The following is a 14,089-nucleotide window of genomic DNA, read 5'->3' as shown; positions in this document are numbered from 1 at the left end:
GGCGGAGAGTGAGCTATGGAGCTGATCGAAGCGACGAGCGCGGGAACTGATGACCTGTACTGTCTCGATGTGGAACTGTACGGCAGTCCCGAGTACGGGGCCGTCTACATCCTCGACGCCGAGCGCTCGGCGGTCATCGACTCGGGGACGGGCCGCAACTACGAGTGGATTCTCGAGGCGCTAGCCGAACTTGACATCGCCCCGGAAGAGTTGGACGTGATCGCACCGACCCACGTCCATCTCGACCACGCTGGCGGCGTCGGCTACCTCGCCGAGGCCTGCCCGAACGCCGACGTTTATGTCTACGAGAGCGGTAGTCAGTTTCTCACCGACCCGGGACCGATCTGGGAGGGGACCAAAGACGTGGTCGGCGACCGCATCGAATATTACGCCGAACCGAAACCGGTGCCCGAAGATCGAATCGTCGAACTCGAAGACGGCGACTCGGTCGACCTCGGGGATCACGCGCTGGACGTGCATCACGCCCCCGGCCACGCCTTCCATCAGGCCGTCTTCTACGACCCGGCCAACGACGGCGTCTTCACCGCCGACGCGGCGGGGATCAACGTCCCCAACCGCCCGGGCATCCGCCAGACTTCCCCGCCGCCGGGGTTCGATCTGGAAGGGTGTCTCGCCGACGTGGACATGCTCGAAGCACTCGATCCGTCCGCGTTGTACTACGGCCACTTCGGCGACAGCGAAACGGACGGGCTACTCGACGAGTACAGAACTGTCATCCAGGAGTGGGTCGACCGCGTCGAATCCAAACGCGAGGAACTCGGCGACGACGAGGCGGTGATGGAGTACTTCGCCGAGCAGGCTGACACTGACGGCCCGTGGACGGTTCAGCACGCCCGCGGCGAGGAGCGGATGAACACCCGCGGCGTCCTGCACTATCTCGACAACCGCGAAGACGAGTGAGGTTTCGACCTCGACCTTTTCCTTTCAGTCGTGACTGCGGTCGGTCTCCCCGTCGCCGTCCCAGTCAGTCTTTTCGCCCTGTCCGCCGGTCTTGTACGTTCCCTGTGCCGTCGCCACCCGTGTTCCGTCGGCGTCTTCGATCTCGACGTGGGCCATCGACACGCTCGATCCGTGGCGGATGACCTCGGCTGTCGCGTGGATATCCTGCTTCACCGGCGCGAGGTAGTCGATTCGCATATCGATCGTCGGCGAGACATCTTCGGTCAACGAGATGACCGCTGCGCCGCCGATGGTGTCCGCAAGCGCGTAGGTCGCGCCGCCGTGGGCGACCGATCCGTGCGGATTCGACCGCAGTTCGTCTTTGAACGGGAGCGTTCCTTCGGCATATCCTTCATCAACGTCGGTGACCTCGATGCCGAGCATTTTCGCATACGGCATCTGGTTGAACAACTGGGTGAGACCAGTGGACATATCTTCTTCTCCGACTGTATCGTGAAAAACTGCGCGAAGCGCACCCGAAGCGGAAATCGAAGATATCTGGTTGGCGAACGAGACACGCAGTGTCTCGTTAACGCAAAAAGATGGGTAAAAAGCCGCGACTCTCGCTGGCCGTCGCGGTGAAGAGAGCTTACCGCAGGTGGAATTCGATGGCTGCGCCCTGACCGAAGCCGACACACTCGGTCGCGAGGCCGAGTTCGGCGTCGCGTTTCTGCATCTCGTGGATGAGCGTCACGGGCAGGCGGGCACCGGAGGCACCGAGCGGGTGACCGACGGCGATTGCGCCACCGTTGACGTTGTAGATGTCGTCGTCGAAGCCGAGTTCGTCCTTGCAGTAGAGACACTGACTTGCGAAGGCTTCGTTGAGTTCGACCAGATCGTAATCGTCGGCGTCGCGGTCGTACTTCTCGAAGAGTCCTCTGACGGCGGGGACCGGGCCGATACCCATCACGGTCGGGTCGACACCGGCGACGTTGTGGTTACCGACCTCAGCCAGAATATCGAGGTCGTGTTCCTCGGCGAACTCCTCGCTGGTGAGCATCACACCGGCCGCACCGTCCGAAATCTGGGATGCGTTGCCGGGTGTGACCGAGCCGTCGGATTTGAAGACCGTCGGCAGTTCGGCCAGTTTCTCGGCGGTCGTTCCCCGACGGATACCTTCGTCTTCCTCGACGAGTCCGTCCTCGGTTTCGATCGGGACGATTTCGTCCTCGAAGCGACCGGAGTCGGTCGCCTCGGCGGCGCGCTGCTGGCTGCGGGCGGCGTACTCGTCCTGTTCCTCGCGGCTGATGTCGTACTCCTCGGCGACCTTCTCGGCGGTCATCCCCATCTGGAGTTCGGCGACGTTGTAGTCCTCGTTGAGTCGGGGGTGGACATTCGCGGTGTTCTCGCCCATCGCGACACGGCTCATCGACTCCATTCCGCCGGCAATGACACAGTCGCGCTGGCCGGCGGCGATGGCGTCGGCACCGCGCATGATAGTCTCTGCGGAGGAGGCACACCAGCGGTTGACCGTCGTCGCCGGGACGGACTCGCCGAGGTCGGAGAGCAGCGAGATGACGCGAGCGACGTTGTTTCCCTGTTCGCCGCGCTGCTGGGCACAGCCCCAGAGCAGGTCCTCGACGTCGTCGCCGTCGAGGCCCGTGCTCTCTAGCATCTCGTTGATCAGCGGAATCGAGAAGTCCTCGCTACGGACGTTCTCGTAGACTCCGTCTTCTTTCCCTTGTGGTGATCGAACTGCTTCGACTACGACTGGTGTCTGTTCTGCCATACCCACAACGTGACGATGTATCATGTTAAACCTGCCCGTTCTCCGCAGTAAAAACCCGAAACGACGCGCTTGGAGTTTTCCGAGGCCGCCCACCTTTTTGCCTGTCGCCGCCCTATCTCGGCTATGGCAAACGAAGACATTCCCGTCTCCGCTGACCCGCCGGAGAGTCCGTTCCGTACGACAGGTACCGACCACATCACGATCTGGAGCTCGAACGCCGAGGACACGATCGATTACTACCGCGACACGCTGGGGATGTCGCTGGTTCTTCGTCAGCCGAACCTCGACGATCCTTCACAGACGCATCTCTTTTTCGACACTGGCGACGGCACCATTCTGACGTTTTTCGTCAGCGACGACCGCCCCTCGAACCGCCAGCCCCAGCGGACCGACGTGGGTGGCGTGCATCACCTCTGTTTCAACGTCGATCCGGAGCGGTTCGAGGAAGTCGCCGATTCGCTGGAGGCGGAGGGGTACAACTACAACGTCTTCGACCGCGGCATCTTCTACTCGCTGTACACTCGCGACCACGACGGTCTCATCATCGAACTCACCGCCGACAAGTTCGACTTCCCCGACGAGCGCAAAGGCGAAGTCCTCGCGACGACCCAGCGCATCCGCGAGGAGGCAGGAGCGGACTACGCTCAGACCGAGCACATGCGCGAGGCCTTAGCGGAACTCGGTATCGACGCCGAGGAGTACGACCTGCCCGACGCCGACAGCGGGACTGCCGGACTCTAACTGTTCTCGGAGACAGTCACCGACTACTCCAGCCGCTTGCGTAACTCCGCACGGAGGACGTTCCGTTCGACGAGCGCAAAGCCCGCAACCACGACGAAGAAGCCAGCGACCGTCCCCAGCGAAATCGACGAGCCGAGCAACAGCCACCCCGACAGCGCCGCGACGACTGGAACGAGATAGGCGACGAGGTTGGTCCGAACTGGTCCGATTCGACCGATCAGCCCGAAGTAGATGGGGTAGGCCATCGCCGTCGAGAAGATGGCGACGACGAGGACGCTGGCGACCGTTGCCAACGTGGGGTCGAATGCGGCCGAGATCGGCTCTCCGAAGCCGAGACTGGCGGCGTGCAACAGCACGGCCCCGACGCCCATCGCCCACGCAGTCAGGGGGAGACTCGCCATCTCGGCACTGACCCGCTGGAGGGCGACGCTCCCGAAGGCCACCGCGGCCGCCGCACCCAATACGAGCAGTTGGCCGACCGTGCTGGTATCGGTCAGCGCCGACGGTGACGGCTGGACGATGATGACGACGCCCGCCAGCGCGACGCCGATTCCGAGTGCGCCGAGCCAGGAGATCCGGTTGCCGAGCAGCCACCACGCGAACACCGGCGCGAGAATCGGGTTCAATCCGTACATCACGGACGCAGCGGCGGGCGTGGTCGTCACCTGGCCTGCGAACAGGAACCCGTTGTTCAGCCCGATGAGAAACACCGCCGCGACGCCGATCCCCAGCAGATCGCCCGTCGTCCGGGGCAGCCACGCCGCCCGTTCCCGCGTGAGCATCAGGTACCCGAGCAGGCCAATCGCCGCGATATCGAACCGCAGTCCCGCGAACAGCACCGGCGGTAGCTGGCGGAGCCCGGTCTTGATCGCGACGAAAGAGATGCCGAACAGCACCGCCAGCACTACGAACAGGATGGCGTCCCAGTGTCGCGCCGAAAGCGAAATCTGAAACTGAGCCGGAACGCTGTCTGTGAGGTTCAGCGTGACCACCTGCGGCCGAGCAAACGCATCGGTAGTTGTACGGCTCGTACGAGTAAGAAGACTGCGCGAGAGACGCTGACACGGCTCGGAGCGATTCGCGGCAGTCGTCGACGCCGAGGGCGACCGACCAGATGTCGAAAACGGTACTACCGCTCTTTGAGCCGACACCAACACCTAAGCGGGTCCCGCTTCGAGTTCGGCTGTGAGTTCTGCTATCGACGACACCGCACGGCTCGTCGACTCGACGGTCGGCGACGCCGAGATCCGCGAATACGTCACGATTCACGATTCTACGGTCGGCGACGGCTGTCAGATCTACGAGCGCAGTTCGTTGAAAAAGAGCCACCTCAGCGACCGGATCGACGTCAACGCCGGCAGCTACGTCGAGAACGCGGAGATCGGACCGGGAGTACAGATCGGGCCGAACTGCTCTGTCGTCGGTGTGACCCACGAACTGAGCGCGGACGGGATGACCTTCCGCGAGGACGTCTTCGAGCGAATCATTCTCCATGACGGCGTCTTTCTCGGGGCGAATGCGGTCGTCGGCCCCGGTGTGGAAATCGGAGAACGAACAGTTGTCGCGGCCGGAGCGACGGTCACCGACGATATTGGTTCCGAACGGATCGTCCTCGGAAGCCCGCCCAGCCAGCAGATTGTCGACCTCGCAGACTGGCTGGCAGACTGACCACAAATCCGTCAGCACTCGATCTGCTCGGCGTTGACGGTCGTCTCGGGAACTCCGCCCTCGTAGACGGTCCTGACGTTCGCGGCCGCCCGCGTGCTCATCTGGGTAGCCTCCGTGGACTCCTGCTATCGAACTGCCACATAGTTCGTTTCGGAACCTATTTATCCAACTATCGATAAGTAGGTATCACATCGTTACTATGTCACAGCAGGCTAAATCCCCGGAGGAGACCATCGAGGAGAAGAACGAGGGTGCGTGTCCGGTCGTCGAGGCGGTCGAACAGATCGGTTCGCAGTGGCGACTCGTCATCCTCCACGATCTGCAGGAGGGCGAAAAGCGGTTCAACGAACTGAAACGGTCTACTGGAGCGAGTTCTCGAACGCTCTCGCGCGTACTCGACGACCTCGAAGATGTCGAACTCGTCGACCGCCGGGTCGAAGAACAGCCGATTGCGACCTACTACAGCCTCACCGAGAAAGGCGAGGCGCTCTGTCCGGTCATGGACACGCTGGAAGACTGGGCCGGCGAGTGGGTCGAACCATCGAACTGAGCGGAGTACGCCTGATTTTCACTTTCTGTCCCTGTCGGCGGATGCCGTGACTCTGCTGGCGAGCGACAGCTGCGTATCACTCCAGCGACCGACACTCGACGAGTGCGGTCGACTTCGGGTCGCGGGTAGAGACATCAACACCACAGATAAATCCGTACTCCCCTCGCCGGACAATCCGTTCGCTCACTTCGTACTCAGCGATCGAATCGCCGTGTCCCCAGATAGTGCCAGAAGTGAGATCGATTTTCACCGGTGTCTCATCGACCGTCACGAACACTGTCTCCTTGTCTCCAATCTCGTCGTAGGAGAACTCTGCGAACAGCGAGCGGAACTCTTCGAGTCCCGGATCGACTCGATCGTACGAGAACGCCGTCGTTGCGCTCCCTGACTCGGCGGCGTCCGTCAGTGCGTCACCAATTCGTTCGTCCTTGATGGCCGCTGCATCCACCGGATCGACTCCCTCGGGGAGATCGGCTCTCGTCGCCTCCAGAACTAGGTTCGCATTCTCCAATCCGACACTCACACAGCAGGCTGTTTCCCAGACTCCGTCGTTCTGCGAGGACCGTTCGTCGCCGCATACGCGGCTTTCTGTGTCAGAATACAAGTACTTCGTGGTGTTGGTCACTTCGAGAAGACGCTGTCGGCCGTCGCTGCGCCGACGACGCTGAAGATCGCACCGACGCTGATCGCTTTCCCAGTGACGACTGCGACCTCACGCGTGTCAGCGGGTCCGAGGAAGGTACTCGGTGCGTTGAATAGCAGTGCCAGAATCGCCACCGCGCCGAAGGAGACGACCATCAGCGAGATGAATCGTAGCGGCACGCCGGCAATCTCCTGTTCAGTGTCGACATCTCGCGTCGTATCTGCCCCGTACAGCGTCGCGTAGCCGATTGCGAAGACGACCCCGACCGTCCCGAGTGTATGAAAGAGACTCATGTTCGCCGCGAGCACCCAGACCTCCTCGGTCACGACGAACGGACCCGCGAGCAGAAAGCCGCCGACGATCTGCTGGGCGGAGTCGGCCAACCGGAATCCGCGGGGGCGACGAGGCCGGGACGGTTTCCACTTCACGGTATTCGATTCTCTGCGGGAACTTTTGTTCTTCCGGTCTCCGCTACGCCCGGTCGAGCATCTCCAGCGAGAACTCCCGGTCGGCGTCGGGATAGGGCACGTCGACGCGCATGCCGTCGTCGGCCATGAACACGCGACCGTCGAAGATTTCCCCGGCCTGGTCTTCCAGTTGCCAGCCCCGGCCGGTGTACCGCGTCGAGAGGTGGGTCAGTGCCAGTCGTTTCGCGCCGGCGTCGCGGGCGACTGTCGCGGCCTCTCGGGCCGTGGAATGAGCAGTCTTCTTCGCCCGGTCGTGGTGTTCGTCGCCGAAGGTACCGTCGTGGACGAGCAGATCCGCATTTTCGGCGGCCTCGATCACCGACTCCGTCGGTCGGGTGTCGCCGGTGTAGACGAATTTTCGGCCGGGTCGCGGCGGGCCGACGACCTCCTCGGGATGGATCGTTCGACCCTCGTGTTCGACCGACTCACCGCGGTGCAGTTTCGAGTACTCCGGTCCGGGTTCGAGGCCGAGTTCCTCCTGGGCTTTCTCGCGGTCGAACCGCCCTTTGCGGTCGTCTTCGACCAGCGCGTAGCCGACGGCGTTGGTCTGGTGGTTGACCTCGATGGCCCGTACTTCGTACTCCTCGCGGTCGAGAACGGTATCACCAGCCTCGATCTGGTGGATCCGAACCGGATAGGAGGGCTGTTCGCCGGTCGGTGCGATCAGCGTCTCGACGCGTGAGCGTGTACCGCCAGGTGCGTGAACGGCGAGCGGTTTCTCCCGTTCGTTGAAATCCCACGTCTGGAGCAACCCTGCCAGTCCGAGGACGTGGTCGCCGTGGAGATGGCTGATGAAGATGTGACCGACATCGAATCCGGTCTCGAAGCGCATCATCTGCCGTTGGGTCCCCTCACCGCAGTCGAACAGCAATCTGTCTCCCTCGCGTTCGACGAGCAACGCGCTCGGATTGCGCTCGGTCGTCGGCACCGCTCCGCTCGTCCCGAGGAAGGTCACTCGCATCGTGAGAGGGTGGGTGACCGATAGATAAACGCGTATCGACTCGGACTGCGGGCCGGAATCCGTCTGACAATCGTCAGACAATGGGGAAAACATATAAGAATCCCCCTGCTATGCGCGTTTAAATCATGGATTCCATTATCGACGATGCAATTGACGAGGCCGAAGACGAGTCTGCGGAGGCCGACGAGCCCGTAGAGCAGGACACCACGAGTACGGACGAACAACCGTCGACATCGGGCCAGATGACCGACGACGAACTAGCCTCGGTCGTCAAAGATCTAGAGACGAAGATCACGGTCGTCGGCTGTGGCGGTGCCGGGGGGAACACCGTCACGCGAATGATGGAGGAAGGAATCCACGGCGCGAAACTCGTTGCGGCGAACACAGACGCCCAGCACCTCGCCGACGAGGTGCAGGCCGATACCAAGATTCTCATCGGAAAGAAACGGACCGGCGGCCGCGGCGCAGGTTCCGTTCCGAAAATCGGCGAAGAGGCCGCACAGGAGAACATCGAGGATATCCAGCAATCTATCGACGGTTCTGATATGGTCTTCGTCACCGCGGGCCTCGGCGGCGGAACCGGGACCGGCGCGGCCCCGGTCGTCGCACAGGCCGCACAGGACGCCGGCGCGCTGACGATTTCGATCGTCACGATCCCCTTCACCGCAGAGGGTGAGCGCCGACGCGCCAACGCAGATGCTGGTCTCGAACGCCTCCGCTCGGTCTCCGATACTGTCATCGTCGTGCCGAACGACCGCCTGCTCGATTACGCGCCGTCGATGCCGCTACAGGACGCCTTCAAGATCTGTGACCGCGTGCTGATGCGCTCGGTCAAGGGCATGACCGAACTGATCACCAAACCCGGCCTCGTCAACGTCGACTTCGCCGACGTTCGGACGATCATGGAAAACGGCGGCGTCGCCATGATCGGTCTCGGCGAGTCCGACTCCGAGAACAAGGCGCAGGACTCGATCCGCTCTGCACTCCGCTCCCCGCTGCTTGACGTGGAGTTCGACGGCGCGAACAGCGCACTCGTCAACGTCGTCGGTGGGCCGGATATGAGCATCGAAGAAGCAGAGGGTGTCGTCGAAGAGATCTACGACCGGATCGACCCCGACGCGCGGATCATCTGGGGCGCATCGGTCAACCAGGAGTTCGAGGGCAAGATGGAGACGATGATCGTCGTCACGGGCGTCGAGAGCCCGCAGATCTACGGCAAAAGCGAGGCCGAGCGTGAGCAGGCCGCCAAGCAGATGGGCGACGACATCGACTACGTCGAGTAATTGGCTTCGGTCGTCGGTAATCTGAATCCACCCTAGGCGGATTTTCCCAGCGCTATCGATATCTCTCGGCTGCGACGCCGAATAGAGGATCTCCACGACTCCAGAGGGGGATATACTATGAACGGTTGTCTTAGTGGCGCGAAATAGCCAATACAGGCAATATACCTCTCGATTTGCTAGACCCACACAAGACTTATTCCAGAGTTACCAGAACCACGATCCGATGGCAAAACTGTCGCCATATTTTACGGTCTCTTCCCTCACGAAGACACTATTTGTTTTTACGGTTGTTACCGGTTTGGCGACAACGGTTGCCGTGGTGGATATCCGCTTGAATGCCGAGAAAATCGATTACAGCGTTGAACCAATGAACCAAGCCTGTGAGCCTCCATCCGACGACAGAACTGCGGCTGGCTCTAATGACACTCAAGCCCCTGATTACCGCGAATATCCCCGCAGAGTACTGGAGTATAGTGAGCTATCCCCAGAGGCCCAAGAGGTGTTTCGTTCGGCACTCCAAGCGGATGGTGAGTACACGACGCGGACACACCCTGATGAGTTTGAACTCCAACTGGATACTGACAACCGGAATTACGTTCAGTATGAATCAGAGTGTTACCAACTGACTGCACAGACCAGAGGTGGACTTGGCACCGGATTTGCTGTGATTGGACTTCTGGTTGTTGGAGGAGGTATCACAGTCATATTCGCATTCGCCAGTGTGGTCAGTTACGAACGAGATCGACGACGGAGTGGTGGAGTGGGTCAAACCAAATCGAACAGTGACACAGAGCCAGAAAATAGTTCTCAAACCACACGTTCTCTCGCAAAGAGGATCAAACAGAGTACTGAATGGCGTCAGACCAACTCGGGAGATGCCTCTGAGCACAAAAACTGCCCCAATTGCGACATGACTCTCGTACTGGGGGTCGAAGAATGCCAGCGTTGCGGATGGTCATCTACTGATGACGATACACGAGAAGCCGACTCGCCATAACACACGCAGTGGAGACGGGTCTGAGCGGATGCTCTATACACCTCCGCTGCCATCCCCGCTATTACAAACTGATTCTCATGGAATCTCCGCTCACTAAGCATAGCGACTGAGCGGTCCTAGCATCCGCGCGAGCGAAGCGAGCGCGGTTCACCGGAAGACGCGTCGCGTCTTCCGAGTCCTCAGTCGTTCGCGGTGCTCACTCCTGAGGACACCGGAACTGAGCGAAGCGAAGTTCCGGGAGTTTTTCATCGACGTTTTTCGAGTCGAGCGAGACCGGAGGTCTCGCTGACCATGCGAACGGGCGCTCCGCGCCCGTGAGCAGAGAGCCTTCCCACAGCGAACGAAGTGAGCGAGGAAAGGCGACGAAGAAAAAGGTCGTGTCGAAGGAATCAAATAGATCCAGGAGGTTAGTGTCGACTATGAATACGCCGACAGATTTGAGTTCGTACACGCGGGTGCTGAAACTCGCGAGTACACCCTCCTGGGAGGAGTTCTGGCAGGTCGCGAAGATCGCCGGCGCGGGGATCGCCCTGGTCGGCCTCATCGGCTTTCTGATCTTCGTCTTCATGGGCTTCATCCCGGGTGGAGCATGATGAGTTTCGTCTCAGGTGATCTGTAATGGGAATTTACGCCGTCAAGACGACCGCGAGTCAGGAGCAGACGGTCGCCGATATGATCATCAACCGTGAGGAGCCGTCGATTCACGCCGCGCTGGCACCGGACTCAGTCACCTCCTACGTGATGGTCGAGGCCGACGACAACTCTGTGTTCGACCGCATCCTCGACGAGATCCCACACGCCAACGGTGTCGTGCAGGGCCAGACCTCGATGGCGGAAGTCGAGCACTTCCTCTCGCCGACGCCGGATGTCGAGGGGATCGCCGAGAGTGACATCGTCGAACTCATCGCCGGGCCGTTCAAAGGCGAGAAGGCCCAGGTCCAGCGGATCGACGAGGGCAAAGATCAGGTGACGGTCGAACTGTACGAGGCGACGGTTCCGATTCCGGTCACCGTGCGTGGTGACCAGATTCGCGTGCTGGACTCCGAAGAGCGATAGCCCGCGACGAGCGAAGCGAGTCGCGACTTTTTCACCCCGAAAGACTCGCTGTGCTCAACAGGATCACGTTTTTGAGTCGGTCGAGACCGGAGGTGTCGCTGTCTTCTCACGAGTCTTCGACCCGTCTGAAGGGTCTATGGATTCAAGCGGAAATCCCGACAGCGCGATCGTCCGAAACCGACCGACGACGAAGGCATATTCTGTCTCGTTCTGCATGATACCTAACTCGTTAGTACTTGATGGGCGCATCCTGCCTAACCGAGTAGGTATATGAGATAGGTTGGTTGGGTGCATTGAATAATATATGACGACGACAACTCACGGGGACGACACGACCGACGACACAACAAGCTACACGGACTTCGGGGATGCAGTCACGCGTCTGCAGGAGTCGATGGACGGGTTGAGCGAGGATATGAGTGGGCTCGAAGCGGCGACTCGAAAACTCGAAACGTCGACCCGGGATCTCAGCGAGACACAGCGCGACATCTCAGACAAGATGGCCCGGACCGCCGACGAGATCCGCAGCGCCAATCGTTCGACGGCCCGGATCGACAGTTCACCGACCGCCGCGCCGGCCGATGACTGATCGTTCGGAACTACGTTTCTCTATTGTTTGTTGCTGAGTCGGCTGACCGTCCGGTGGATCTCGTCGGCCTGCTCGGCTTGATCGCGACTCACGTCGGCGACGTGGGATACCTCGTCGGAGACTTCTTCGGCCCGGTCGACAACCTGGCTGAGCATGCTCGCGATCTCTTCGGTACTGGTCGCCTGCTCGTCGGTCGCCGCCGACACCTGTTCGATTCCGCGGGCGGTCTCCTCGACTGCCTCGACGACGGTCGTCAGTTCACTGGTCGCCTCTTCGACCTGCTCGATTCCCTCTTCGACCTGTTGGTTGGTGGTCTGGAGGCTCTCGATGGTCTCTTCGGTATCGGCTTTGATCTGATCGACCATCGCTTCGATCTCGCCGGCCTGTTGCTGTGATTCCTCGGCGAGTGATTTGACCTCGTCGGCGACGACTGCGAACCCTTCACCGGCCTCGCCGGCCCGGGCCGCCTCGATAGAGGCGTTCAGCGCGAGCATGTTCGTCTGCTCGGCGATGTCGTCGATCACGTCGACGATCTTGTCGATCTCCTCGGTTCGGTCGCGGAGTTGCTGCACGTCCTCGGTAACGGTATCGGCCGACTCGGAGACGTTCGTCATCACCGATTCGGTCTGCTCGGTCGTCTGCTTGATCTTTGCCGTGGCCTCCTCGGCGTTGGTCGCCGTCGCGGCGACCTCCTCGCTCGTGGAGGCAATCTCCTCGATCGTCGCCGACAGCGAACTGACCTCGTCGCTCACGTCCGCCAACGCCTCGGACTGTTCGGCGGAGAGCGTCGAAATCTGCTCGCTGCTGTCGGCAACCTCGTCGACAGAGTCGTTGAGATTGCCGGTCCGGTCCGCGACATCCGCGACGATTCCCTTCAGTCTGCCCGCCATCTCGTTGAGCGATCCGACGACGCCCAGCAGGTCGTCGTCGATGTACTCCGTCTCCTCGACACGCGCCCGAGCGTCCAGGTTTCCGGATTCGATCTCGGTCATCGTCGACTGCAGTTCCTCGACCATTCCCTGCAGTTGCTGTTGCTGAAGCGCGTCCTCTGTCCGGTCGTGGATCATCTCGACGACGCCGACGAGTTCTCCCTCGTCGTACATCGGCGCGGCGCTGAACTCGATGTGTCTGTTCTCGCCGTTGGCGTCCTGCATTACGCTCTCGTCGGCGTACAGCGTGTACTCGACATCGTCGACTCGCGGGACGCCGTACTCCCCGTCGGCGGACTCCGGCGCTTCGACGACTTTCTCCGCCAGCGTCATCGACCGCCGACCGTCGTGATAGAAGGCTGGACCGATGTAGCCCGTCTCCTCGTCTTTGCGCATCGCTTCCTCCATTGAATCCCCCGTTAGCTTCGCACACGCACGGTTCCAGTGCGTCAGTCGGCCCTCGTCATCGACGACGAAAAGCGGCGTGTCGATATGATCGAGAATCGCGTGGTAATCCAGCGGGATCTCCGGTCTGTCTGTTCCTGCCGCTCCCCCGTCGGCAGTACTGTTCTGTTTCGTTCCCATTACGTAGGAGCACCCGACGGACAGTGATAAACTCCCCGCTACATTCTCAAAATTTATTCTCGGGACGGCCACGACACCATCTCACGCGGCCGAATCGTGGTTATCGACTTCCGTCGAGACGGTCGACCACTTCCCGGATATCGGCGGCCTCTTCGATTTCTTCTTTGATCTCCTCGCGACGACGAACCTCCGCAGCGGAGGCTTCGTAGGCGCGGACGTACTCTGCGCGGGAGTGTTCCTCGAAGGCGTGTTTGATCGCGAAGTAGCCGTCCGGGACGACGGTTCCGCACACCTTGCATTCGATCCGGTCGTGTTCGGCGGCCTGATGGGTCATCAGATCCTCGACGCGGTCGAAGGTCGCGTTGTCCCCGTCGATACCACACGTCCAGCGAGTCATAGCGTGACATCTGCCGCCGGCGTACTAAAGCGTTCGCTCCCGAATCTCCGCAGTGTTCAGATAAGGATTGAAGAGTGAGGCGAGGCGTTTTTTGAGTGTTCATGCCAGAAAACGCCCGCCTCAGCGGTAGTATCGCCCAGTTCGACTTAGATTTTGTGGAGCGAGAAGCAACACCACGGCTGTTGATGAAGCTCAGTATTCAACTCCATCTTGCTGGATTATCATTATCTAATACTGTTTCTTTTCTCGAAGTATTTGGTGTTCAACGCGCTCGTTCGACTGTTCATAACTGGGTTCACAAGGCTGATTTACAGCCCACAGATGGACACAATCCGAATCACGTTGCGGTTGACGAAACCGTGATTCAGCTCAATGACGAACAGTACTGGCTGTACGCTGCTGTCGATCCCAAGTCAAACGAATTACTGCATACACAGCTTGAGCCGACGACAAACAGCGTTCTTGCACAGCACTTTCTCGCCAAACTCCGCGAGAAACACCAAGATGACGACGCGGTGTGTCTCATCCATGGCT

The 14,089-nt window shown here is 60.6% G+C and carries 18 protein-coding genes; 10 read left to right on the top strand and 8 right to left on the bottom strand.

The features are described 5' to 3' along the window. Window positions 1-15 precede the first annotated feature (15 nt). The gene (locus V8P86_RS05880) at window positions 16-921 is read left to right on the top strand and encodes an MBL fold metallo-hydrolase (protein WP_336326323.1); all 906 of its coding nucleotides are present in this window, start codon (window positions 16-18) and stop codon (window positions 919-921) included. Between the two features lie 24 nt (window positions 922-945). Here V8P86_RS05880 and V8P86_RS05875 read toward each other — a convergent pair whose 3' ends face one another. Together V8P86_RS05875 and V8P86_RS05870 are read right to left on the bottom strand one after the other, a co-directional pair. Next, on the bottom strand, window positions 946-1,392 hold the full coding sequence (locus tag V8P86_RS05875; protein WP_336326322.1) for a PaaI family thioesterase: 447 nt from the start codon (window positions 1,390-1,392) through the stop codon (window positions 946-948). Between the two features lie 157 nt (window positions 1,393-1,549). Continuing rightward, a complete protein-coding gene (locus V8P86_RS05870; RefSeq protein ID WP_336326321.1) occupies window positions 1,550-2,689 on the bottom strand; it encodes a thiolase family protein in 1,140 nt (379 codons plus the stop codon). A 123-nt stretch (window positions 2,690-2,812) separates the two neighbouring features. Here V8P86_RS05870 and V8P86_RS05865 point away from each other — a divergent pair, with 123 nt between their 5' ends. Then, a complete protein-coding gene (locus V8P86_RS05865; RefSeq protein WP_336326320.1) occupies window positions 2,813-3,430 on the top strand; it encodes a VOC family protein in 618 nt (205 codons plus the stop codon). A 23-nt stretch (window positions 3,431-3,453) separates the two neighbouring features. Here the strand turns inward: V8P86_RS05865 and V8P86_RS05860 are convergent, their stop codons facing one another. After that, window positions 3,454-4,422, bottom strand: a complete 969-nt coding sequence (locus tag V8P86_RS05860) for a DMT family transporter (RefSeq protein WP_336326319.1) — start codon at window positions 4,420-4,422, stop codon at window positions 3,454-3,456. Window positions 4,423-4,615: 193 nt separating this feature from the next. Here V8P86_RS05860 and V8P86_RS05855 point away from each other — a divergent pair, with 193 nt between their 5' ends. Both V8P86_RS05855 and V8P86_RS05850 read left to right on the top strand, forming a co-directional pair. Next, window positions 4,616-5,098 carry an acyltransferase gene (locus V8P86_RS05855; RefSeq protein ID WP_336326318.1) on the top strand — a complete coding sequence of 161 codons (483 nt, stop codon included), beginning with the start codon at window positions 4,616-4,618 and terminating at the stop codon, window positions 5,096-5,098. A gap of 199 nt (window positions 5,099-5,297) precedes the next feature. After that, window positions 5,298-5,648 (top strand): winged helix-turn-helix transcriptional regulator, encoded by a 351-nt coding sequence (locus V8P86_RS05850; protein WP_336326317.1) that lies wholly within the window; start codon window positions 5,298-5,300, stop codon window positions 5,646-5,648. A 76-nt stretch (window positions 5,649-5,724) separates the two neighbouring features. On the opposite strand, the gene V8P86_RS05845 is transcribed toward V8P86_RS05850, so the two are convergent. The 3 genes from V8P86_RS05845 to rnz form a co-directional block, all read right to left on the bottom strand. Then, window positions 5,725-6,171, bottom strand: a complete 447-nt coding sequence (locus V8P86_RS05845) for a hypothetical protein (RefSeq protein WP_336326316.1) — start codon at window positions 6,169-6,171, stop codon at window positions 5,725-5,727. 98 nt (window positions 6,172-6,269) lie between these two features. Then, the gene (locus V8P86_RS05840) at window positions 6,270-6,719 is read right to left on the bottom strand and encodes a DUF2391 family protein (RefSeq protein ID WP_336326315.1); all 450 of its coding nucleotides are present in this window, start codon (window positions 6,717-6,719) and stop codon (window positions 6,270-6,272) included. Window positions 6,720-6,762: 43 nt separating this feature from the next. Next, window positions 6,763-7,719 carry a ribonuclease Z gene (gene rnz, locus V8P86_RS05835; protein WP_336326314.1) on the bottom strand — a complete coding sequence of 319 codons (957 nt, stop codon included), beginning with the start codon at window positions 7,717-7,719 and terminating at the stop codon, window positions 6,763-6,765. 125 nt (window positions 7,720-7,844) lie between these two features. Between rnz and ftsZ the strand changes: the two genes are divergently transcribed. The 5 genes from ftsZ (at window position 7,845) to V8P86_RS05810 (ending at window position 11,644) form a co-directional block, all read left to right on the top strand. Next, complete coding sequence (gene ftsZ, locus V8P86_RS05830) at window positions 7,845-9,002, top strand: cell division protein FtsZ (RefSeq protein ID WP_336326313.1); 1,158 nt, start codon at window positions 7,845-7,847, stop codon at window positions 9,000-9,002. A gap of 223 nt (window positions 9,003-9,225) precedes the next feature. Then, window positions 9,226-9,999, top strand: coding sequence for a DUF7979 domain-containing protein (locus tag V8P86_RS05825; protein ID WP_336326312.1), 774 nt, complete (start codon window positions 9,226-9,228; stop codon window positions 9,997-9,999). Window positions 10,000-10,418: 419 nt separating this feature from the next. Beyond that, on the top strand, window positions 10,419-10,592 hold the full coding sequence (locus V8P86_RS05820) for a protein translocase SEC61 complex subunit gamma (protein WP_336326311.1): 174 nt from the start codon (window positions 10,419-10,421) through the stop codon (window positions 10,590-10,592). Window positions 10,593-10,617: 25 nt separating this feature from the next. Beyond that, window positions 10,618-11,055 (top strand): transcription elongation factor Spt5, encoded by a 438-nt coding sequence (locus V8P86_RS05815; protein WP_336326310.1) that lies wholly within the window; start codon window positions 10,618-10,620, stop codon window positions 11,053-11,055. A gap of 304 nt (window positions 11,056-11,359) precedes the next feature. Beyond that, the gene (locus V8P86_RS05810; protein ID WP_336326309.1) at window positions 11,360-11,644 is read left to right on the top strand and encodes a hypothetical protein; all 285 of its coding nucleotides are present in this window, start codon (window positions 11,360-11,362) and stop codon (window positions 11,642-11,644) included. 20 nt (window positions 11,645-11,664) lie between these two features. Here the strand turns inward: V8P86_RS05810 and V8P86_RS05805 are convergent, their stop codons facing one another. Beyond that, window positions 11,665-13,158, bottom strand: a complete 1,494-nt coding sequence (locus V8P86_RS05805; protein ID WP_336326308.1) for a methyl-accepting chemotaxis protein — start codon at window positions 13,156-13,158, stop codon at window positions 11,665-11,667. Window positions 13,159-13,258: 100 nt separating this feature from the next. Continuing rightward, a complete protein-coding gene (locus V8P86_RS05800; protein WP_336326307.1) occupies window positions 13,259-13,555 on the bottom strand; it encodes a DUF7565 family protein in 297 nt (98 codons plus the stop codon). A 101-nt stretch (window positions 13,556-13,656) separates the two neighbouring features. Here V8P86_RS05800 and V8P86_RS05795 point away from each other — a divergent pair. Continuing rightward, window positions 13,657-14,089 (top strand): IS6 family transposase (locus V8P86_RS05795; protein WP_336326306.1); only part of this gene is annotated, 433 nt, incomplete at its 3' end.

Source organism: Halovenus anhuiensis (genome assembly GCF_037080055.1).
Lineage (GTDB): Archaea > Halobacteriota > Halobacteria > Halobacteriales > Haloarculaceae > Halovenus.
The sequence above is the reverse complement of the archived record's forward strand: the minus strand, read 5'-3'. Positions and strand labels throughout refer to the sequence as shown.